This window comes from Pseudomonas sp. B21-048 (assembly GCF_024748615.1).
Classification (GTDB): domain Bacteria; phylum Pseudomonadota; class Gammaproteobacteria; order Pseudomonadales; family Pseudomonadaceae; genus Aquipseudomonas.
In genome coordinates, this window is sequence record NZ_CP087168.1 from 5,576,484 (window position 1) to 5,597,292 (window position 20,809).

Below are 20,809 nucleotides of genomic sequence, written 5' to 3' on the forward strand. Positions count from 1 at the left end.
CCTCACCACCCTTGCCTTTCGACGATCAGATGGCGGTGCCGCGGTTCGTTCCCGGCTGGACAATCAACAACTCGTCCAGCTCGCGCTTTCTGCAACGTGCCACGAACGGCAGCGCGGCATCCGGGTCATGCCTGAACAGCTCAAAGGTCGCACGGTCGATTTCATAGTATTCCTCGTAGTCGGCCATGCCATTGCTGACCGGTATGGAGACATAGAATCGACCCGAGTCCTGTTCGATGCCCACGGAGAACATGTGCTCACGACTGACCAAAGCCTCCTGAAATTTCATGCGTTCACAAGCACGTATTGACCGAGCTGCGTCCACGCGACGCGCAAAAATTTACCGCTCAGCAGTTGCTCGTCACGAAGATATTCGAAAACTTCGGAGGGACACCATTCCTTGCCCGCCGAAAAGGCCACCCGCAAAGAACGTAGCTCATCGAAGACCTTAGCCTTCTGCTTGTCGTCCGCGACGTGCAAAACATAGATATCTTTCTCTGCCGCCTTCAAAAACCCGATAGCGCGTAGGGGCGAGTCCAGCGGGTTATCCATGATTCGAACACGAATCGAGTCACCGTCGGCTCTTTCCACGTAGGCCTTCAGCACATCATTAATCACTCAGAGATTGACCGGCACGAAGTCCGGGCCGCCCAGCTTATCCCGAACGACCAGGGCGGTCCGCATTAGCGGCCCCCACAGGCCGTTCTGGCTGTTCCAGCTGCCACCCGCCCAACGCGTATCCTGGACAAGCTCAGCCTTGTTGATCTCAAGCTGCCTCTGAAGGGCCAGCGCCACGGCCCCCATATCGATCTCGAACAAGTCGGCATAAAGCCCCTCGGGTTGTGCCTGCTTTTTGCTCAGGCAAAACCGGTAGTACCAGAGCCACACCGCTGCGACATAAATCGCCCGATTACGGTCAGGGTAGGTCGCGAGAATCTTGAGCAAAGCCGCGACGAAGCGCATAGGAAACTGGGGGTCGCGCGACTGTTGCCAGTAACGCAGCACCAGCAAATCGAAAGCCGCGACGATGTTCTGTGGTTCTTCATTGTCATTCTTGGCTTCTTGAAAATAAAACGGCTCGCCTACAAGGAATTTATCCAGCTCGTCATTGGCCAGAGCCAGCAGCAATACGTTGTCCAGATTGGCACTCATTGGATTCTCACTACATCAGGGTTCGCGAGCAGGAAATTGATGTCGTTATTGTGTGGGATAGCCACCTTGTCCAATACCGCTTCGCGCATGCCACCGGGATGGGTCAGACCACCAGGACGCCATAACGGGTTCGCTCCGCGCTCGTTACCGGAGGGCATGACAACCTTGGGATTGTCCAGGTTCATCATGTAAATCTCTTTGCCGGTAAAGCTGCCCGGTTCATAGCCCAAGGCGGTCTCCAGAATGGAAAGATCACCGGTTTTCTTAAACTCGGCGACCACACCGTGCAGGTCTGATTTGGCCATGACGTACTTAGTGTCGCTAAAGGTTCCGTACATCGGGTTGGCAATGTCATCGGGGGTAAACAGAAACGCACCGCCTTCATCCTGAAAGACTTTGAGGTGCTTGTCGATATAGGAGGCCTCAAGGTAATCGGCAGGATTCGGGCGGCTTAACTTGGGTATCGCAGCGATATCGTCCGACGTGTAGCCCGGTTTGAAGCTCACCGAGCGGGGCTTGGGCGCAGTACCGATTTTTGCTATTTTCGGGCCCAGGCCCAAAAGCGCCAATCCCGCGACGCCCTGCAGCAGGTCCCGGTACCCCGGCCCCAAGCGATCCCCCAGGTCTCCCAGCAACGCCATGCCAGCCATCATCGTGCCGCCGATCACCACGAAACCGACTAAAGCAGCCACGCCAGCCATGGCCGCGAGAATCGCTGCGCCTCCCATGGCCAACAACCCCAACGCTTCCAACCCGGTGTGCATCCAGCCTTCGAGATCCAGGACAAACGCCACCGAAACCGTCGGCCCACCGATAAACGTATTCGGGCTGCCGCTCTTGATGTGAGCGCCGCAAACCATCTTGCTGTGCAAGCGCGCTGCCGGTTTGCCGTTGATGAATACCGTGGCGCTGCCTTCGGCGATCAGCACCGGGAAAGGCCATATCGGATGATTCATCGGCAGCCCGGTGCAGGAAGACGCAATGTCTTCGCCCGCCCTCATGGCATTGCGGTCGTTGATATAGACATTGAAACTGCCCATCACCAACGCCCCCGTGGTGGGCTCGGGCAGGTTGAAGAGGGTGGAGAGGCCCTTGACGATCTGGAACATCGACAAGCCGCCGGCCGCAATCGAGCCCGCCATGATAGCCAGCGCCACGCCGCCCGTGGCGACAGTCGCGGCGACGACCGCCGCGCCGATCAAGGCGCCAGCCACGGCACCGGCGACCATCGCGGCCAACCCGAACCCATGGGCTATTTCGTCACCCAGACGTGCTGCTGCCTGTGCATCCATTGCGCGCATCTACCTTACTGATTCGTATGACTGCTCAGTGGGACGTATCGATGCTCAGACGATCGGAGGCTGTGGCTTGAGCGAATGCATCGCCAGCTTCCAGGCTTGCTCGTGATAGGCGAAGTCGTTCGGGGTCGTGGTCAGGGTTGTGATCAGCACGGACGGCTTACGCTCGATGAACACCTGACGCAGCATCAGTTCGCGACCTTCGCGTTGCCAGGTGTAATCCAGCAATGTGGCGGTGTGCCCTTGCAGCACCGTGTCCCAGCGCTGAACCAGCTTGAAGCCCGGCAGTTGCTGCTCCGCGCTTTTGAGTTGGCGGTCCACGTACTCTGCAAAGGGAGCGTCGCCCTGGGTGGCATCGCGGCTGATCACAAAACTGGCTTCTTTAGCAGGACCGACTGCCGGTAGCTTGAAAATATTGATGCTCTGGTCCTGCCAGGTATCGGGGATTTCGAGATCGGCTTCTTGAATGCGGTAAGAGGTCACAGTAATCGCTTTCCATGGACATGAGGTGACGCGCGAAGGAGCAGATATTCAAGTAATGCCTGGTAACAATCAAGAACCGGGTTCCTCTGCCCCAACTAACGAACTACATTATGCGATCAGCGTCACTACTCGGGCGATTTCATGCCTGTGCACGAGCTGTCAAAGGGCGCGATTTCTTGATCTTCAACGTCAAAAGTCGGCAATCTTGCGCAGCGTCAAATGGACTGCGGCAGCGATAAGGACAACCGATGCTATTCGAGCAACTCTCACGCCTGGCAAAAATCACCAGCCCCCTGGGGCCGGAGGTGCTGCTGCTCAAGGACATGGGCGGCGGCGAGGAGCTGGGGCGGCTGTTCAACTATGAGTTGCAGCTGCACTCGCTGGACAATGCCATCGACCTCAACCAGTTGCTCGGCAAACCCATGTGCCTGAGCCTGCAACTGGACGGCGGTGGCGAGCGTCATTTCCATGGCATCGTGGCCCGTTGTAGCCAGAACGTCGACCAGGGCCAGTTCGCCAGCTACCAGGTCACGCTGCGGCCTTGGCTTTGGCTGCTGACCCGCACCTCCGATTGCCGGATTTTCCAGAACCTGACCCTCCCGCAGATCATCAAGCAGGTGTTTCGCGACCTGGGCTTTTCCGATTTCGAAGATGCCCTGAGCCGGCCTTATCGCGAGTGGGAATACTGCGTGCAGTATCGCGAAACCAGTTTCGATTTCGTCAGCCGCCTGATGGAGCAGGAAGGCATCTACTACTTCTTCCGCCACGAACAGGGTCGTCATGTGTTGGTGTTGGCCGATGCCTACGGCGCCCACACCAGCGCGCCCGGCTACGGCTCGGTGCCCTACTACCCCAAGAATGAGCAGCAGCGCGAACGCGATCATATTCACGATTGGCACCTGGCCCAGGAAGTCCAGCCGGGCTCGCTGGAGCTCAACGACTATGACTTCCAGCGCCCCAGCGCGCGAATTGACGTGCGCTCGGCCATGCCGCGTCCGCACACCGCCGGCGACTATCCGCTGTACGACTATCCCGGCACCTATGTGCAAAGCGCAGACGGCGAACATTACGCCCGCACCCGCATCGAAGCCTTGCAGACCCTGCACGAACAAGTCGAGCTGGCCGGCAACGCCCGGGGCCTGGGCTCGGGTCATTTGTTCAGTCTCACCGGCTTCAGCCGCCAGGACCAGAACCGCGAATACCTGATCGTCGGCGCCCGCTATTACATTTCCCAGGAAAGTGGGGAAACCGGTGGTGGTGCGCCTTCGGCGCAATTCGAAAGCAGCCTGACCTGCATCGACGCCCAACAAAGCTACCGCCCCCTGCCCAACACCCACCGCCCCATCGTCAAAGGCCCGCAGACCGCACTGGTGGTCGGCCCCAAGGGCGAGGAAATCTGGACCGACCAGTTTGGCCGGGTGAAGGTGCATTTCTATTGGGACCGTCACGACCAATCCAACGAAAACAGTTCGTGCTGGATTCGCGTGTCGCAATCCTGGGCCGGGAAAAACTGGGGCTCGATGCAGATCCCACGGATCGGCCAGGAAGTGATCGTCAGTTTTCTTGAAGGCGATCCCGACCGGCCGATCATCACCGGCCGCGTCTACAACGCGGAACAGACCGTGCCTTACGATTTGCCGGAAAACGCCACCCAAAGCGGCATGAAAAGCCGTTCGAGCAAGGGCGGCACACCAGCGAACTTCAACGAAATCCGCATGGAAGACAAGAAAGGCGCCGAGCAGCTGTACATCCATGCCGAGCGCAATCAAGACATCGTGGTCGAGGTGGACGAAAGCCACTCGGTGGGCCACGACCGCAACAAGAGCATCGGGCATAACGAGACGGTGACCATCGGCAATAACCGCCTGCGTATCGTCAAACAGGAAGACATTCTTTCGGTGGGCCAGCGCAAGACCGACAGCATCAGCCAGAGCTACGTCATTGAAGTGGGCGAGAACCTGCGGCTGGTCTGTGGTGAAAGCATCCTGGAGCTCAATGCCAGCGGCCAGATCAACCTGACCGGCGTGCAAATCAGCTTCTATGCCAGCGGTGATGCCGAGTTCAACACCGGCGGCGTGCTGCACCTGAACAATGGCGGCGGCGCTGGTGCCACACCTGATGGCCAGGGCGTCAAGGCCAGCATCGACGCCAACATCAATGCCGCGTTTCCCAAGCCCAAGGGCTAATCACGAGATCTGTGCTCCATGACTTACCGAATCAATGAATTCCAGTTCCAACTGCCAGCAGGCGAACTGCAAGACGCGACGATCAACATCCTCAAGTTCCCTGAACTGGGCACTTCGCTGATTGTCAGCCGCAGCTTGCTGGCCGAGGGCGAAACCTTGCAGAGCAACTTCGACGACCAGCTCAAGCGCCTGGAAAAGCAAGTGCAAGACTTGCGTTTCCAACCGGGCGTCGCGGTGCGTCTGGGGGCCAACCAGCAAGTCGAAGGCATAGAGTTGCGCAGCCAGTTCAACAAGGGCAACGACAAAGTCTTCCAATATCAGTTGGCACTGGTGTTGCCCGGCACCCGCAAAATGCTCGCCCTGAGCTACGTGAAGGCCGAGAAACTCGGCGATGCCGAAGCCGCGCATTGGGCGACGATCAAAAGTTCGCTGCTGTTCGACGTTCCGGCCTGATGAGCACCTTGCATGTCTGACGCGCTCTGGGCCGCCCGGCTGGGTGATGCACTCAACCACACCTCGATGATGGCCGATATCCTCGGCGGTGTGCTGGAGGTGGCGGCCAACATCGCGATTACCGCGCTGGCCACTGCCGCCGTGGTGGCGGCCACGGGCATCACGGTCGTCACTGGCGGACTAGGTTGCTTCGTGCTCGGCCTGGTGGTGGGCACGGTCGTCGGCCTTGCCATGAGCAAGACCGGAGCCGACAAGGGCTTAAGCAACTGGTGCGAGAAGATTAGCAACGCCCTGTTTCCGCCCACGGTGCAGGCGAACATTCTCACCGGTTCCACCAACACCCTCACCAACAACATTCCCGCCGCCCGCGCCGCCGGGGCGATTCCGTCCCATGTCGCGCCGGCCGGTACCGAGCTGGAAATACCCGAGCCCGAAGCAGAAGCCAGTTACCTGGACATGGCCGAAAGCTTCTTCTCGCAGATGTGGCGCCCCACCGTTGCCACCCCGGCACCCGGCGCCGTGCCCAAGCCGCTGGACCTGCTCGTCTGCATGAAGCATCCGCCGATGCCGCCGCAGTTTCTGGCCGAGGGCTCGGACAAAGTCACCATCAACGGCCAACCCGCCGTGCGCAGCGGCGACCGCAGCACCTGCGATGCCAAGGTGGTGGGCTCCGGGCTGATTTCCTCCAACGTGACCATTGGTGGCGGTTCGGTGGTGGTGCGCGAGATCCGCAGTGGCAAAACTCCGGGCGTGGGGCTGGCGGTCACCGCGTTGCTGATGCTCAAGGGTGGCAAGGGGAAGTTCTTCAGCAAATTGCCGTGCATGCTGGTCGGTGGCGCGACGTCGATGGCCGTCAGCAGCGCGATGGGGGCGATGGCCAACGCCGCCATGGGCTCGTCGAACCCGGTGCACGCCGCCACCGGGGCCAAGGTGCTGGGTGGTGACGATGAGCTGGATTTCGTGTTACCGGGCATCTTGCCGATGGATTGGCAGCGCTTCTACAACAGCCGCGACGAGCGTCGCGACGGGTTGTTCGGGGCGGGTTGGAGTGTGTCCTACGAGGTGCAGGTTGAAATCCTGCCTCACCCGGAGGGCGGTGAAACGCTGGTCTACACCGATGAACAGGGTCGGCGCATCGACATGGGTTCGATTCCCTTGGGTGGCGCGGTGTTCAGTGCGGGTGAAGGGCTTAGTGTTCGACGCCATGTTAATGGGCAGTTGTTGATTGAAAGCGACAGCGGACTGTATCGACTGTTCGATGCAACACCTGGAAATTCATCGGCACTGCGCCTTAGCCAGCTGGGTGATCGTAACGACAACCGGGTTCACCTCGACTATGACGCCGCCGGACGCCTTGTAAAACTGCGCGACACCTTTGACTTGGTTCAGGTGGAATTGACCTACCTCCAGGCACGAGTCAGTCAGGTGGAGCGGGTCTACCCTGACCAACACCGCGAAGTGTTGGTGAGTTATGGCTACGATCAGTCAGGCAACCTGACAGAAGTGCGCGATACAGCAGGTCAGGTACAGCGCCGTTTCGTTTACGACAGTGATCGGCGGATGACTGAGCATCAGTTGCCCACGGGGCTGCGTTGCTTCTATGAATGGGCGTTGATTGAAGATCGTGAATGGCGCGTGGTCGGGCACTGGACCGATGAGGGCGACACTTACCAGTTCGACTATGACCTCGACGCCGGTGTCACGCGCATTACCGATGGTTTGCAGCGCGTCAGCACACGGCGGTGGAACACCCAGCACCAGATCACCGAATACACCGACAACCTCGGCCAGACCTGGCAGTTCGAGTGGAACGACGAGCGCCAATTGCTCAGCGCCACCGACCCACAGGGCGGGCGCTACGAATACAGCTACGACGACGCCGGAAACTTGATCGGCGAAACCGACCCGCTGGGCCGCAGTGACTCGACCTTATGGCTCAAGCACTGGGCCTTGCCCGTCGCAGGAACGGACAGTGCAGGCAACAGTTGGCAACTACGGTATGACCAGCGGGGTAATTGCATTGGCGAAACCGACCCACTGGGACAAGTGACTCAGTACCGTTATGACGACCGCGGGCAACTGGTAGAAATCATCGATGCCACAGGTAAAAGCAAAAGGCTTAAATGGAATGTCTTCGGCCAACTCAGCGAACATATCGACTGTTCTGGCTACCCAACTCGCTTCCGTTACGACGATCGGGGTTATTTGCAGGTCATCACTGACGCCATGGGCGAACGCACCCTGTTCAGTTACGACACTCAGGGGCGCTTGCTGACCAGTCAATTACCTGATGGACGCGTTGAACGCCTCCAGCGCGATAGCAGCGGCCAATTGACCGGTTATACCGACCCGGTCGGGCACACCACGCACTACCAGCGTAATCGCCGGGGCCAAGTATGCCGGCGTGTCGACACTCATGGACGTCAGGTGCAATTCGTCTATGACAGCTATGGGCGTCTCCAAGTCCTGACCAACGAAAACGGCGAACATTATTGTTTCGCTTGGGATGCCAATGACCGTGTAGCCGAGCAACATGATCTTGATGGCAGTTCTCGTCGTTACACCTACGATGCGCTGAATAATATTGCGGTGGTGGAAACTGTTCCAGCGCCTTATGGCAACGGCATGGCTTTGGTGCCCACAACATCCGAAGCCCCGATCATCCATCGTTTTGAACGCGACGCCATGGGGCGTCTGGTGGCGAAGGTGACCGATGATGGACGTACCGAGTACACCTATAGCCCGTTGGATCAACTTACGGCTGTCAGCTTTATCGATAAGGCTGGCCAGCAACAATCATTGGGTTTTGTTTACAACGCACTGGGTCAACTGGTTGAAGAGCAAAGCTCGGCCGGCAGTCTGCAGTATCGTTACGACGAACTGGGCAACCTGATACAGACAAAAACACCTGACGGTTGCTGGCTTAATCAGCTGTATTACGGAAGTGGCCACCTTCACCAGATCAATGTCGACGGGCAGGTCATCAGCGATTTCGAGCGCGACCGACTGCACCGTGAAGTGCTTCGCACCCAAGGCCATATCACCACTCGCAGCCAATATGACCGCTGCGGTCGCTTGCGCTCTCTTAAACGTGGGCATAGCCCGCTAACCACAACTGCGCAAAAACAATTCGAGTACGACCCAACAGATAATTTGATTGGCAAGCTTGACCAGCAATCCGGTGACCAAAACAGACAGTTATTTCATTACGATGCCACCGATAGAATTATCGCCAGCCAAGATAGTCTGCACGGGCAGCGCGAAACCTTTGCGTACGATGATGCTGCGAACCTACTCGACGGGCCGCAACAAGGCTCTGGGCTAGTGGTGCATAACCAGGTGCTGACCTATCAGGACAAACGCTATCGCTATGACGGCTTCGGCCGAATGATCGAGAAGCGCAGTAGCCTTCGCGGAACGCAACGCTTCGCATACGACGCCGAACACCGTCTGATTGAAGTGCGCAATGATCATGCTGGACGCGCATCGATCGTGCGGATGACCTATGACCCTCTAGGCAGGCGCGTTACCAAAGCCACTTATGACGGCAATGGGTATCTCCTGAGTGAAACCCGCTTTACTTGGGATGGCCTGCGCCTGCTACAGGAGCACAAGCACTCCCAGACCAGCCTTTACATCTATGGGAACCAAGGCCACGAACCTATAGCCCGAATTGATGGGACAGGCGCGCAACAGAAAGTGCGCTATTACCACAACGACCTCAATGGTCTGCCTGAGCAGCTTTCGGAGGCGAACGGTCAAACGGTCTGGCAGGCTCGCTATCAGGTATGGGGCAATACGGTTGAAGAAATCCGTGAGCCTTATTACATAGAAGAGCAGAACCTGAGATTCCAAGGACAATATCTGGATCGGGAAATCGGGCTGCACTACAACACTTTCCGATTCTACGACCCGGATGTTGGACGATTTACGACACCCGATCCCATAGGACTCACTGGAGGGCTTAACCTCTACCTCTACGCAACCAATCCATTAATGTGGATAGACCCGCTCGGGTTAAACCCGCAGGACTTGGTGCGTTATAAGCCTAGAGAAACCGTCAAACCGAAGCCTGGTGGACGAGGAACAGCCATTAACCGTGCTTGGGGTCAGGAACGGGAGCTTGTTTCACGTGGCGGTGGCTCAAGGGATTGGACCGCGGCCGAGCGCGATATGATTCTGGACACCAAGAGCAACGCACAACTGAACTCCAAAATGTCTAAAGCAGGCTATACCGGACACCATATCAACAGTGTCGAAGGCAACGGAACATTGGGTAAAGCCTGGAAAGGCGATCCAAGGAATATTGTATTTTTGCAGAACGCGCAACACCCAAGCGGTGTGGACGAGCATTTGAACAGTCCTCGGGGGCACCGCGGTAATTACGGCAACGCTGGCAAGGGGCGCTTGATCGACCGCCTTAGAACGCCCGGCAAGGGTAAATGCGGCACTTGATTTTTTATTTGGAGAACGAACATGAGCGCGTTAGAAAAGGCACTGATAGAGCTGCGTCGTATCCACAAAAAATTCCAGTTGGAAGGCAGCTTCGAAAAGAATGGCCAGGTCAACACCACATGGCCACAAACGCTTGAACGCTCCGGCGAAACTGACTTCTTCTATGACAACTACGAGCCTGTGGATGTAGAAATAGAGACAGGTTTGACTCCGATACGTTTTTTTGAGCTGAACATTCTTGAGGATGCCCAGGTAGGCTACAAGTGGGATGGCAATTCAAACAAGTCGCAGCTCAATACCCACTGGCCTACCAGTTTTGTAGTATTTATGGATGACATCGGAGGCGGCAAGCCTGTCATAGCCGTTACCGACATCGATGGTACGCCTGTATTTGCGAGCTATGACGTGGTCTTGCCCTTCAAAATTGCTGATTCATTGGCCGATTTCTTTTTCGCTTTTGCCAAACTGATTGAGGTTGTTCACGGCCAGTTCGAAATTTTTGAGATATACAACGATGATGACGAACTTTCTAGCAAGTTTGTGAAGTTACTCACAAAGGAAGTCAGCCCACTACTTGGGAAAGAAAACTTCGAACGGTTTTTTGATTATTTTTATGGTTGATCTTTAGGTCATGGTCCTGAGCCGGTCCATGTGCGCAAATATTGGATATTTGAAGATGGAACAACTGGAAGACGAGTACATGGACGATGCCGATTGGCAAAGTTTTGTACGGTTGTATGAAGAGGACTATCTTGACGGCAACGCCCGCACGCTGGCGAAAGCCTTGGATGGCAACCTCGATATGGCGGTCGTCCTCAACGGTAAAAGAGGGCTTGAGGAAGGATTGTGGTGGATCGAACAGAAAGTGCCCGCCCTCGGTAACAAACGGCCGGCCGATTGCCTCAAGAATCCGAAGCTGATCAAACGCCTGAGAATGGCGCTGATGAGTATGCCGTAACCGACACGGAGAAAGGTGCAATGGAAGGCATCGAATTGCGCCACAAGCACAACGATTACGCAGCCGTCAGATGCTTATGTCGGATGAACATCCCACATGTCTGACGCGCTCTGGGCCGCCCGGCTGGGTGATGCACTCAACCACACCTCGATGATGGCCGATATCCTCGGCGGTGTGCTGGAGGTGGCGGCCAACATCGCGATTACCGCGCTGGCCACTGCCGCCGTGGTGGCGGCCACGGGCATCACGGTCGTCACTGGCGGACTAGGTTGCTTCGTGCTCGGCCTGGTGGTGGGCACGGTCGTCGGCCTTGCCATGAGCAAGACCGGAGCCGACAAGGGCTTAAGCAACTGGTGCGAGAAGATCAGCAACGCCCTGTTTCCGCCCACGGTGCAGGCGAACATTCTCACCGGTTCCACCAACACCCTCACCAACAACATTCCCGCCGCCCGCGCCGCCGGGGCGATTCCGTCCCATGTCGCACCGGCCGGTACCGAGCTGGAAATACCCGAGCCCGAAGCAGAAGCCAGTTACCTGGACATGGCCGAAAGCTTCTTCTCGCAGATGTGGCGCCCCACCGTTGCCACCCCGGCACCCGGCGCCGTGCCCAAGCCGCTGGACCTGCTCGTCTGCATGAAGCATCCGCCGATGCCGCCGCAGTTTCTGGCCGAGGGCTCGGACAAAGTCACCATCAACGGCCAACCCGCCGTGCGCAGCGGCGACCGCAGCACCTGCGATGCCAAGGTGGTGGGCTCCGGGCTGATCTCATCCAACGTGACCATTGGTGGCGGTTCGGTGGTGGTGCGTGAGATCCGCAGTGGCAAGACCCCGGGCGTGGGGCTGGCGGTCACCGCGTTGCTGATGCTCAAGGGCGGCAAAGGGAAGTTCTTCAGCAAATTGCCGTGCATGTTGATCGGCGGCGCGACGTCGATGGCCGTCAGCAGCGCGATGGGCGCGATGGCCACCGCCGCCATGGGCTCGTCGAACCCGGTGCACGCCGCCACGGGGGCCAAGGTGCTGGGTGGCGATGAAGAGTTGGATTTCGTGTTGCCTGGCATCTTGCCGATGGATTGGCAGCGCTTCTACAACAGCCGCGACGAGCGTCGCGACGGGTTGTTCGGGGCGGGTTGGAGTGTGCCTTATGAGGTGCGGGTTGAAATCCTGCCTCACCCCGAGGGCGGTGAAACGCTGGTCTACACCGATGAACAGGGTCGGCGCATCGACATGGGTTCGATTCCCTTGGGCGGCGCGGTGTTCAGTGCGGGTGAAGGGCTCAGTGTTCGACGCCATGTTAATGGGCAGTTGTTGATTGAAAGCGATGACGGTGTGTACCGCTTGTTCAATCCGACGCCGGGCAATACAGCGCTGCTGCGCCTTGATCAATTGGGCGACCGCAACGACAACCGCATCTATCTCGACTATGACGACGTCGGGCAACTTGTCCGGCTGCGGGACACCTTCGATCTGGTGCAGGTCGAGCTGATTCGCGAACGCAACCGCGTGACCCAGATAGAACGCCTGTACCCCGACCAACACCGCGAAATACTCGCCAGCTATGGCTACGACGCAGCCGGCAACCTGGCCGAAGTGCGCGACACCACCGGCCAAGTACAACGGCGCTTCGCCTACGACGCCGGGCGGCGGATGGTCGAGCATCAGTTGTCCACGGGACTGCGTTGCTGCTATGAATGGGCGTTGATCGAAGACCTGGAATGGCGCGTGGTCCGGCACTGGACCGACGAGGGCGACGCTTACCAGTTCGACTATGACCTCGGCGCCGGTGTCACGCGCATTACCGATGGTTTGCAGCGCATTAGTACACGACGCTGGAACAGCCAGCACCAGATCACCGAGTACACCGACAACCTCGGCCAGACCTGGCAGTTCGAGTGGAATGACGAACGCCAATTGCTCAGCGCCACCGACCCACAGGGCGGTCGCTACGAATACAGCTACGACGACGCCGGCAACCTGATCGGCGAAACTGACCCGCTGGGTCGCAGTGACTCGACCTTGTGGCTGGAGCTCTGGGCCTTGCCGCTGGTGGAAACCGACGCCGCCGGCAACAGCTGGCAGTATCGCTACGATCAGCGCGGCAACTGCATCGCCGAAACCGATCCGCTGGGCCACATCACCCGATACCGCTACGACACCCACGGCCAGGTCCTCGAGATCATCGACGCCACCGGCAAAAGCAAAAAGCTGCGCTGGAACCCGTTCGGCCAATTGATCGAACACATTGATTGCTCGGGTTATCCGACGCGGTTCAGCTACGACAACCGGGGCTATCTGCAAACCATCACCGATGCCCTCGGCGAGCGCACCCAATTCAGCTACGACGCCCAGGGGCGGTTGCTCAGCAGCCAATTGCCGGATGGGCGCACCGAGCAATATCAGCGCGACGTCAGCGGCCAATTGACCGGTTATACCGACCCGGCCGGGCACACCACGCTCTATCAACACAACCGTCGCGGCCAGGTGCGTCAGCGCACTGACGCCCATGGCCGGCAGGTGCAGTTCGGGTATGACAGCTACGGGCGGCTGCACGTGCTGACCAATGAGAATGGCGAAAGTTATCGGTTTGCCTGGGATGCCGCCGATCGACTGACCGAACAACAAGACCTCGACGGCAGCGCCAAGCGCTACACCTATGACCTGCTGGATAACGTCGCGGCGGTCACGGCTGTTCCGGCGCCTTACGGCAACGGTTTGGCCGTCGTCCCCGAGTCGCCCCCCGCTCCCATCGTTCATCGACTGGAACGCGACGCTGTCGGCCGGCTGATCGCCAAAATCACCGACGATGGCCGCACCGGCTACACCTACGACCCACTGGACCAGCTCACCGCCGTCACCTTCACCGACCTGCAAGGCAACGCACAAACCCTGAGCTTCGCCTACGACGCCCTCGGCCAGTTGCTCGAAGAACAAAGCGCGGCTGGCAGCCTGCAATATCACTATGACGAACTCGGCAACCTGATCCAGACCCAACTGCCCGACGGTCGCTGGCTCAATCGCCTGTACTACGGCAGCGGCCACCTGCACCAGATCAACCTCGACGGCCAGGTCATCAGCGACTTCGAGCGCGATCGCCTGCACCGCGAAGTGCTGCGCACCCAAGGCCAGATCAGCACCCGCAGCGATTACGACCGCAGCGGCCGTTTACGCTCACGCCAACGCCGACACAGCAGCCAGCCCTCGCTGATGCCGGCAGCGGTGCAGAAACATTTCGAGTACGACCCCGCCGACAACCTGATCGGCAAACTCGACCAGCAACCCGCCGCGCAACACCGCCAACTGCTGCACTACGACGCCACTGGCCGCATCATCGCCAGCCAGGACAGCCTGCACGGCCAGCGCGAAACCTTCGCCTACGACGCCGCCGCCAACCTGCAGGACGGCCCGCAACCCGGCGCCGGGCTGGTGGTGCACAACAAACTGCTGACCTACGAGGACAAGCGTTACCGCTACGACGCGTTTGGCCGAATGATCGAAAAACGCAGCGCTAAGCGGGGCCTGCAGCGCTTCGGTTACGACGCCGAAAGCCGGTTGATTGAAGTGCGCAATGAAAACGGCAGCGTGCTCAGGATGACCTACGACCCGTTGGGTCGACGCATTAAAAAGACCGAACAGGATGGCAATGGTTATCCCCTCGGCGAAACCCGCTTCACCTGGGACGGCCTGCGCCTGTTGCAGGAGCATCGCCATCAACAGACCAGCCTTTACCTCTACGAAGACGAAGGTTACGAACCCCTGGCCCGCGTCGACGGCACCGGCCCGCTGCAAAAAATCCGCTATTACCACAACGACCTCAACGGTCTGCCGGAACAGCTCACCGAGGCGGACGGCCACAACGTCTGGCAGGCAACTTATCGGGTATGGGGCAACACGTTAGAAGAGGTGCGCGAGCCGTATTACCTTGAAGAGCAGAACCTGCGGTTTCAGGGGCAGTACCTGGACCGGGAGACGGGGCTGCATTTCAATACGTTCAGGTTTTATGATCCGGATGTGGGGCGGTTTACGACGCCGGATCCGATTGGGTTGGCGGGGGGAATCAATCTTTATCAATACTCACCTAACCCATTCACTTGGATAGACGCTCTGGGCCTGAGTTGCTCGAGCGATGCTAAAGTTCTTGGAAGCCGTTTGGGTAAAGCGCCAAACTCGAACTATCGAGCCCACCATATAGTAATGTCCAATTCGAAGGATGTGCGTATGCGCTGGTTGAGAAGACGTATGGACAGACTTGGCATTGACATAAATCAGAAAGAAAATGGTATATGGCTGCCTGTAAACCCACAGTCCCGTTTACCAAATACAACAGCAACCGCTCATGCCGGGGAAGGAGTACATGGCAATGCGTATAAACAACACGTATGGGAAACCCTAAAAGGGGCGAACACAAAATCTGGATTCGAGTCGGGTTTAAATAAACTCAACTTGGAGCTCAACGGCGGAAAGGTTTTCCCATTAGCAAAGTAGGAGATGCCCCATGAAAGACTTTTTATATGCACGACTCAATGAATATAAGGATAAATATTCAGAGCTTATATCGTCTATGGAGAAAAACTACAAAACGACAATCTGGGGCATGGGGATCATGCCTTCCTATTCGCCGGCCCCCTATATGTCGGAGCTCCAGGGATGTAAGCCTGGACGCTTTCTAAAAAAAGATTCCGAGCCAGACAAAAACAGGCAATGTTACTTCTTAAATAAAGATAACAACATAATAGGTGAGTTGAAATTTGCGAAATACGTAACAATTAAAAAGCAATGGATTGTTTATAGAAGGTTTTTTTTGCATGAGGCCGATCAAATCCTTGAGCTTACATTCGGCAGTGAGCTAAACGGCAACCTAGAGGCCAACCTTGACTCGGTTTCCCTTATTAAGTTTTTGAATAATAAAGCTACAGGGCATTACAGCTTGAACAACACGGGAGAATATTTCGAAACCCTTTATAAATACAACGCCGATAAAATCACTTCGATTACTGAAAAAATATGGCGAAGCACCTTCACGGAAAGATTTTATGAGATCAATCACGCAGGTGATTCCCTAACCATTTTTGAAATACTTACGGACAATAGTAAACTGAAAATTTATCCTGAGGAATGATTGACGAGATCAAACTCTTGACGAGCAAGTATTTACCCACACTTGAAGACTCAGAGCATTCGAGAGGCGGTCGTACTCCAGGGTTATTTATTACCATCCAATATGGCGGCTCCACCCAGCCCAACATTCACGGAAACGATTATTGGAAAGTGCACAAGGCCAAGAAATCTGAAAAAGATGTAATATTCGGTAGAGTTGGACATGGCGATTTCAAAAATTACGACCTAATAAAAGATTTTCCAGTTTACGTTAATGGCACGTTAATGAATGATGAAGCTTAAATATTATTGACTTCACAGCAGATATCAAATCCAAGCACTCAGCAGCAAACGTACTATTAGGGGAAAACATTTCCAGCCATATCGATGAGCTATATAAAAAACATAACATCACAATGAAAAATCACAATCTACCGGACGACGAAACAAGGGTGGCCTATGTGGTAAACGACACCATCACCATAGTAACCCTTTCTGACGGAGCAATATTCTCAATCGGCTGCAATGTACATTACCAAGGACTTTACAGAGGTGTGCTTTCTACAGGGATGTCTTTTGGCCAAGTAAAAAAGCTTACAAAGCGTCAACGCATCTTTAATGGCTCAATAATTCTAGATGATGACTTCGGTTTTTCCTATGCATTACCTGCTCCTTACGACGAGATAGCCGATAGCACTGAAAACATACCTCTAGACTTGATTTTAAATGAAATATATATTTCTGACTCCTCCTCTTTGCTTAGTAGTCCGTATCAACCGAACCAGTATGAGAAATAACTATCGGTTGGAAAAACTTAATAAGTTTGAATTAGGCAGAATGAAAGCAGAGAAGCTATCTATTCACTGATGTTACAGCCAACACTCTCAGTGTTATTTCATTCAAGCAGTCGACTCACTTAGAGATCTGGGGCCTCACATGACTTCAGATTACTATTATGTGGCCCACAAACTGATTGCTTACAAAGGCAAAAAAATAATTTTCAAGGGAGAACTGTATAAGACAGAAAGAAACGATCTCGTGAGTTTTCTTGATGATTCCGTGACTTCAGGCGATCTGCGTGAGTTATTAATCGCTCCAGTTCAGGCACATCCAAACAGAAAAATAATATACATATCGGAAAATGCAATTTATTTGTATTCAGCAGGATAATACCAAGTGCCCGAATAAAGTTTTTCAGGCATTGCCAGAGCGTGGATTTTCCTGGAAAAGCCACATTGCACAATGTGTTTCAGTGGCGGCCAACGTCGCGCCTACAAACTGATCCCCCCCTTGAGATGAGTCATGATCGAAAACACATTCTCAGATGATGAAGCGGCCATTACCCCAGCAGACTTTGACCATCTGGAGTCCGCTATCGGAAAGAAACTACCGTCCGCCTTTCGAAACCATTACCTCAAGTACAACGGCGGCGTACCGGTGCGGACCTATTGGGTCAGCGAAGATTTTGACGAGCCACTGGAAGTGGCTGCGTTCAAGCCGATTACCGGTGGCGACTCCACTCTGCTGTCCACCTATCAGTTGATCCTGAAAAAACAGGTACTTCCTGCACACCTCCTGCCTTTCGCGAACGACTGGGGTGGCAACTTCTTTTGCTTGAATCTTGATACGGAGGCCGTTAGTTATTTCACAACTGACAGCTTTGATAGCGACCTAAGCCCTGAAGAGAATCAGGCTCAATCCGAAAAACTGGTCTGCTCGAATTTCCTCCGGTTTGTTCAAGGGCTGATCGATGAGGAAGATTTGGACGAGGAATGAAAGAGCCAACGCCGCACAAGCGGCGGATTTGGTTAGAAACGTGGATCCCCTGTGGCGAGGGAGCTGTTATCCAAATCAACAAGGAAATACTAATGCTTTCTGCCTGACGATTACGTAGGCAACCCCAGTCCTGATCAAAAAAGGTTTTCCAGTCGGTCCCACTCCAATGCCTGACAGTGCTTGTTTAAAAGCCTTGTAGGTAACGCCGTGAAAGCTACAACACCTTGCGTCGTTGCCTACGGCTACGCCAGAATCCGCCGGCTTGTGCGCTTTGGGGCCGGCCGGTAACTTCATTCGTGTCACTGATCGTCAGTGGTCGGGTTTAGTCGCCCGCTGGTAATTGAAGTTGTACAAGTGTCCGTCAGACAGGTATTTCCTACCTGCATTTGATGGTAGCTGTGCGTAGGGCACCTTTGGGTGCGCCGGCTTCTTCAATTCCCCGGTCCGACTAACCTGCGTACAGCTGCCACCCCTTCGTTTAGTCGGCGAAGTGGTGTCAGCATCACTCAAGGAATTGAAGATCATGTTCAAAGTTACGCCTAACCCACCGGACACCGATCCGGTCTCCCCATACGAAAGCCCCGATTCAAAAAAACTCAACGACGCCGCCGAGCGCGCCCTCGACCATCACTTCCCGTCAGCCGAACCAAAGCCACCGAAACGCATCGGCCAACTCTTCAGCGTCTGCCCGGGCATCAACACTGAAGCCCTCCTCGCCAACGCCTCGGAAGACCTCTTGTCCATCAGCGCCATCGCCGCCGACCTCGCCGACGATGTGGACGGTTCACGCCGCTCCGTAGCCCTGGCGCTCAGCCGCATGGCCGATAGGGTGCATTTGTTGGTGGAGCGAGCGCTGGATCACCTGAATGAGCCGGAAATAGCAGCGATTCTCGCCAGGAAACAAAGCCGAGTCGGCTGATCCGCCAGACAGAAAAAATGGGCGCCCAACCTCGTTGGCGTGCCCATTTTTTATCCCGCTCACCCGCTATGCGGGAAGTCGGTGCGTGTTACGGATTAACGCTGTCTTTCAACGACTTGCCCGGCTTGAACGCAACAGTGTTGCTGGCTTTGATTTTGACTGGCTCACCGGTCTGCGGGTTTTTGCCCGTACGTGCACCGCGATGGCGTTGCAGGAAGGTCCCGAAGCCCACCAGCGTGACGCTGTCTTTGCGGTGCAGAGCGCCGGTGATTTCTTCGAGGACGGCGTTGAGAACGCGGTTGGCCTGTTCTTTGGTGAGGTCTGCTTTTTCCGCGATTGCAGCGGCGAGTTCTGGTTTACGCATTAGTGAAGCCCCTTTGACGGTTTTTTGTTGTTATGTCCGTGCTGTTCTCGTTGGAACAGCGCCTAAGGCGCCGCAGGTGCTCTACTCTGCGGCAGACGGGAGTGAGAATGGCACGCGCTTTAGAGCGGCGCCAGTCTCCCCGCGACCTTTGTGGGAGCAAAAGCGGGGTGATTCCGACAGAACGACCGGTATTTACGCCAGCAAGGCCGGAAGCTCTTTGTTCAGAGCGAGTTTTTCCATCACCGCCGCGCCTGTCAGGGCATAACCCAGCAATTTGCCGGCGCTGTCGCGGCACAGGGCTTTGATGTCCGCGCCCTGTCCTTCGACTGTCCAGACGCCCTCCGCGCCCCGTGGTGGCGGGGAAACCACCAATGGGCAGACCGGGGTTTTCACGGTGATTGGCATCGGCCCGTAACTCACCGCTGTAGGGTTTGCGGCGAGGGTTTGGGCCAGCGCTCTCGCACAGCTCATGAGGGGCATGACGTACAACAGATTCAGCCCATCGACCTCGGCGCAGTCGCCCAAGGCATAGATGTTGGCGTGAGAGGTTTTCAGGTGACGGTCGACCACCACGCCACGGTTGACCTGCAGCCCGGCGGCGGCCGCCAGGTCAATGCGCGGACGCAGACCGATAGCCGACACCACCACATCGCACGGGATGACCTGGCCATCGGACAGATGCGCTTCAAGGCCATCTGCCACTCGTTGCAGGCGATTGAGCACCGGCCCGAGGTGGAAGCGCGCGCCCAGGCTTTCCAGGCCGGCCTGGACCGCAGCGGCCGCCGCCGGGTGCAGCAAGGTCGGCATGACCTGTTCGCACGGTGCAACCAGTTGCACCTCGTAACCACCGAGGATGAGATCGTTGGCGAATTCGCAGCCGATCAAACCGGCGCCCAGCAGCAATACCCGACGCTTGCCGGCCGCGGCCGCGCGAAAGCGTGCGTAGTCTTCAAGATCATTGATCGGGAAAACGGCATCCGCCGCGTCGCCTTCGATCGGCACCCGCACGGTTTCCGCGCCCCAGGCCAGGATCAGGTCGCGGTAGATCACCGCCTCTTCGCCGATCCACAGGCGTTTATGGCCCGGATCGATACCGCTGATGCGCGTGTGGGTGCGCACTTCGGCTTTCAACTGCTCGGCCATGGCGCCCGGTTCGGCCATGCTCAGGCCGTCGGCGTCTTTATTCTTGCCGAAGCCGGTGGAGAGCATCGGCTTGGAGTAAGAGCGTCCGTCATCTGCAGTAATCAACAGCAGCGGGGTTTCGCCATCGAGTTTGCGAAACTCCCGGGCCAGGTTGTAGCCAGCCAGCCCAGTGCCGACGATCACGACAGGTGCGTTCATTCCCTTACTCCTTGGATTCTTAGTTGATTTCGATCATTTCGAAATCCATCTTGCCCACGCCGCAGTCCGGGCACAGCCAATCTTCCGGCACATCCTGCCACAACGTTCCCGGCGCAATGCCTTCGTCCGGCCAGCCGTCGGCTTCGTTATAGATCAGGCCGCAGACCACACATTGCCACTTTTTCATTCAGGTACTTCCTCAGGATTCAGGCTTTTGCCGGCGCGCACGGTCGATAGGTGAAGCGTTGCCGTCCGGCTCAGGGGCGTTTTGTACTGATCGGGCCGGGCAGATGCAAGCCTGTTCGGCGCAACGGCAGGCCGGTCAATCAACAT

20 protein-coding genes are annotated in these 20,809 nt (G+C 56.5%); 12 read left to right on the forward strand and 8 right to left on the reverse strand.

The window, feature by feature from the left end:
• Window positions 1–25: 25 nt before the first annotated feature.
• From LOY56_RS26205 to LOY56_RS26225, 5 genes are read right to left on the reverse strand one after another with little or no spacing between them, the layout of a single operon-like run.
• Window positions 26–289: a hypothetical protein gene (locus LOY56_RS26205; RefSeq protein WP_258618277.1), complete on the reverse strand. Its 264-nt coding sequence runs from the start codon at window positions 287–289 to the stop codon at window positions 26–28.
• Complete coding sequence (locus LOY56_RS26210; RefSeq protein WP_258618279.1) at window positions 286–606, reverse strand: hypothetical protein; 321 nt, start codon at window positions 604–606, stop codon at window positions 286–288. Before LOY56_RS26210 ends, LOY56_RS26205 begins: the two co-directional genes overlap by 4 nt.
• Before the next feature lie 12 nt (window positions 607–618).
• Window positions 619–1,152 carry a hypothetical protein gene (locus tag LOY56_RS26215; protein ID WP_258618281.1) on the reverse strand — a complete coding sequence of 178 codons (534 nt, stop codon included), beginning with the start codon at window positions 1,150–1,152 and terminating at the stop codon, window positions 619–621.
• Window positions 1,149–2,444, reverse strand: coding sequence for a PAAR domain-containing protein (locus LOY56_RS26220; RefSeq protein WP_258618282.1), 1,296 nt, complete (start codon window positions 2,442–2,444; stop codon window positions 1,149–1,151). The genes LOY56_RS26215 and LOY56_RS26220 overlap by 4 nt, the downstream gene beginning before the upstream one ends.
• A 54-nt stretch (window positions 2,445–2,498) precedes the next feature.
• The gene (locus LOY56_RS26225) at window positions 2,499–2,933 is read right to left on the reverse strand and encodes a DUF1795 domain-containing protein (protein WP_258618284.1); all 435 of its coding nucleotides are present in this window, start codon (window positions 2,931–2,933) and stop codon (window positions 2,499–2,501) included.
• A 248-nt stretch (window positions 2,934–3,181) separates the two neighbouring features.
• On the opposite strand from LOY56_RS26225, the gene LOY56_RS26230 reads away from it, so the two are divergent.
• The 12 genes from LOY56_RS26230 (at window position 3,182) to LOY56_RS26285 (ending at window position 18,771) form a co-directional block, all read left to right on the forward strand.
• On the forward strand, window positions 3,182–5,119 hold the full coding sequence (locus LOY56_RS26230; RefSeq protein WP_258618285.1) for a type VI secretion system Vgr family protein: 1,938 nt from the start codon (window positions 3,182–3,184) through the stop codon (window positions 5,117–5,119).
• 18 nt (window positions 5,120–5,137) lie between these two features.
• Window positions 5,138–5,572, forward strand: coding sequence for a DUF1795 domain-containing protein (locus LOY56_RS26235; protein WP_258618286.1), 435 nt, complete (start codon window positions 5,138–5,140; stop codon window positions 5,570–5,572).
• A 12-nt stretch (window positions 5,573–5,584) separates the two neighbouring features.
• A complete protein-coding gene (locus LOY56_RS26240) occupies window positions 5,585–10,027 on the forward strand; it encodes an RHS repeat-associated core domain-containing protein (protein WP_258618287.1) in 4,443 nt (1,480 codons plus the stop codon).
• 21 nt (window positions 10,028–10,048) lie between these two features.
• A complete protein-coding gene (locus LOY56_RS26245; protein ID WP_258618288.1) occupies window positions 10,049–10,648 on the forward strand; it encodes a hypothetical protein in 600 nt (199 codons plus the stop codon).
• Window positions 10,649–10,703: 55 nt separating this feature from the next.
• Window positions 10,704–10,985: a hypothetical protein gene (locus LOY56_RS26250; RefSeq protein ID WP_258618289.1), complete on the forward strand. Its 282-nt coding sequence runs from the start codon at window positions 10,704–10,706 to the stop codon at window positions 10,983–10,985.
• 96 nt (window positions 10,986–11,081) lie between these two features.
• Window positions 11,082–15,464 (forward strand): RHS repeat-associated core domain-containing protein, encoded by a 4,383-nt coding sequence (locus LOY56_RS26255; RefSeq protein WP_258618291.1) that lies wholly within the window; start codon window positions 11,082–11,084, stop codon window positions 15,462–15,464.
• 10 nt (window positions 15,465–15,474) lie between these two features.
• Entirely contained in the window at window positions 15,475–16,098 is a 624-nt protein-coding gene (locus LOY56_RS26260) for a hypothetical protein (RefSeq protein ID WP_258618293.1), read from the forward strand.
• Complete coding sequence (locus tag LOY56_RS26265) at window positions 16,095–16,379, forward strand: hypothetical protein (protein WP_258618294.1); 285 nt, start codon at window positions 16,095–16,097, stop codon at window positions 16,377–16,379. The genes LOY56_RS26260 and LOY56_RS26265 overlap by 4 nt, the downstream gene beginning before the upstream one ends.
• Before the next feature lie 113 nt (window positions 16,380–16,492).
• Window positions 16,493–16,873, forward strand: a complete 381-nt coding sequence (locus tag LOY56_RS26270; RefSeq protein WP_258618295.1) for a hypothetical protein — start codon at window positions 16,493–16,495, stop codon at window positions 16,871–16,873.
• Window positions 16,874–17,012: 139 nt separating this feature from the next.
• Complete coding sequence (locus LOY56_RS26275; protein ID WP_258618297.1) at window positions 17,013–17,246, forward strand: hypothetical protein; 234 nt, start codon at window positions 17,013–17,015, stop codon at window positions 17,244–17,246.
• Window positions 17,247–17,378: 132 nt separating this feature from the next.
• Window positions 17,379–17,852, forward strand: a complete 474-nt coding sequence (locus LOY56_RS26280; protein WP_258618298.1) for an SMI1/KNR4 family protein — start codon at window positions 17,379–17,381, stop codon at window positions 17,850–17,852.
• Window positions 17,853–18,375: 523 nt separating this feature from the next.
• Entirely contained in the window at window positions 18,376–18,771 is a 396-nt protein-coding gene (locus LOY56_RS26285; RefSeq protein WP_258618299.1) for a DUF6124 family protein, read from the forward strand.
• A gap of 88 nt (window positions 18,772–18,859) precedes the next feature.
• On the opposite strand, the gene LOY56_RS26290 is transcribed toward LOY56_RS26285, so the two are convergent.
• From LOY56_RS26290 to LOY56_RS26300, 3 genes are all read right to left on the reverse strand, one after another.
• The gene (locus LOY56_RS26290) at window positions 18,860–19,135 is read right to left on the reverse strand and encodes an HU family DNA-binding protein (RefSeq protein WP_003213368.1); all 276 of its coding nucleotides are present in this window, start codon (window positions 19,133–19,135) and stop codon (window positions 18,860–18,862) included.
• 192 nt (window positions 19,136–19,327) lie between these two features.
• Window positions 19,328–20,476, reverse strand: coding sequence for an NAD(P)/FAD-dependent oxidoreductase (locus LOY56_RS26295; protein ID WP_258618300.1), 1,149 nt, complete (start codon window positions 20,474–20,476; stop codon window positions 19,328–19,330).
• Window positions 20,477–20,495: 19 nt separating this feature from the next.
• Window positions 20,496–20,663, reverse strand: coding sequence for a rubredoxin (locus tag LOY56_RS26300; protein WP_237885215.1), 168 nt, complete (start codon window positions 20,661–20,663; stop codon window positions 20,496–20,498).
• Window positions 20,664–20,809: the final 146 nt, after the last annotated feature.

Coding starts and splice junctions, on each gene's coding strand:
- LOY56_RS26205 (WP_258618277.1), bottom strand. CDS start 289: ATGAAATTTCAGGAGGCTTTGGTCAGTCGTGAGCACATGTTCTCCGTG.
- LOY56_RS26215 (WP_258618281.1), bottom strand. CDS start 1,152: ATGAGTGCCAATCTGGACAACGTATTGCTGCTGGCTCTGGCCAATGAC.
- LOY56_RS26220 (WP_258618282.1), bottom strand. CDS start 2,444: ATGGATGCACAGGCAGCAGCACGTCTGGGTGACGAAATAGCCCATGGG.
- LOY56_RS26230 (WP_258618285.1), top strand. CDS start 3,182: ATGCTATTCGAGCAACTCTCACGCCTGGCAAAAATCACCAGCCCCCTG.
- LOY56_RS26235 (WP_258618286.1), top strand. CDS start 5,138: ATGACTTACCGAATCAATGAATTCCAGTTCCAACTGCCAGCAGGCGAA.
- LOY56_RS26240 (WP_258618287.1), top strand. CDS start 5,585: ATGTCTGACGCGCTCTGGGCCGCCCGGCTGGGTGATGCACTCAACCAC.
- LOY56_RS26245 (WP_258618288.1), top strand. CDS start 10,049: ATGAGCGCGTTAGAAAAGGCACTGATAGAGCTGCGTCGTATCCACAAA.
- LOY56_RS26250 (WP_258618289.1), top strand. CDS start 10,704: ATGGAACAACTGGAAGACGAGTACATGGACGATGCCGATTGGCAAAGT.
- LOY56_RS26255 (WP_258618291.1), top strand. CDS start 11,082: ATGTCTGACGCGCTCTGGGCCGCCCGGCTGGGTGATGCACTCAACCAC.
- LOY56_RS26260 (WP_258618293.1), top strand. CDS start 15,475: ATGAAAGACTTTTTATATGCACGACTCAATGAATATAAGGATAAATAT.
- LOY56_RS26265 (WP_258618294.1), top strand. CDS start 16,095: ATGATTGACGAGATCAAACTCTTGACGAGCAAGTATTTACCCACACTT.
- LOY56_RS26270 (WP_258618295.1), top strand. CDS start 16,493: ATGAAAAATCACAATCTACCGGACGACGAAACAAGGGTGGCCTATGTG.
- LOY56_RS26275 (WP_258618297.1), top strand. CDS start 17,013: ATGACTTCAGATTACTATTATGTGGCCCACAAACTGATTGCTTACAAA.
- LOY56_RS26280 (WP_258618298.1), top strand. CDS start 17,379: ATGATCGAAAACACATTCTCAGATGATGAAGCGGCCATTACCCCAGCA.
- LOY56_RS26285 (WP_258618299.1), top strand. CDS start 18,376: ATGTTCAAAGTTACGCCTAACCCACCGGACACCGATCCGGTCTCCCCA.
- LOY56_RS26290 (WP_003213368.1), bottom strand. CDS start 19,135: ATGCGTAAACCAGAACTCGCCGCTGCAATCGCGGAAAAAGCAGACCTC.
- LOY56_RS26295 (WP_258618300.1), bottom strand. CDS start 20,476: ATGAACGCACCTGTCGTGATCGTCGGCACTGGGCTGGCTGGCTACAAC.
- LOY56_RS26300 (WP_237885215.1), bottom strand. CDS start 20,663: ATGAAAAAGTGGCAATGTGTGGTCTGCGGCCTGATCTATAACGAAGCC.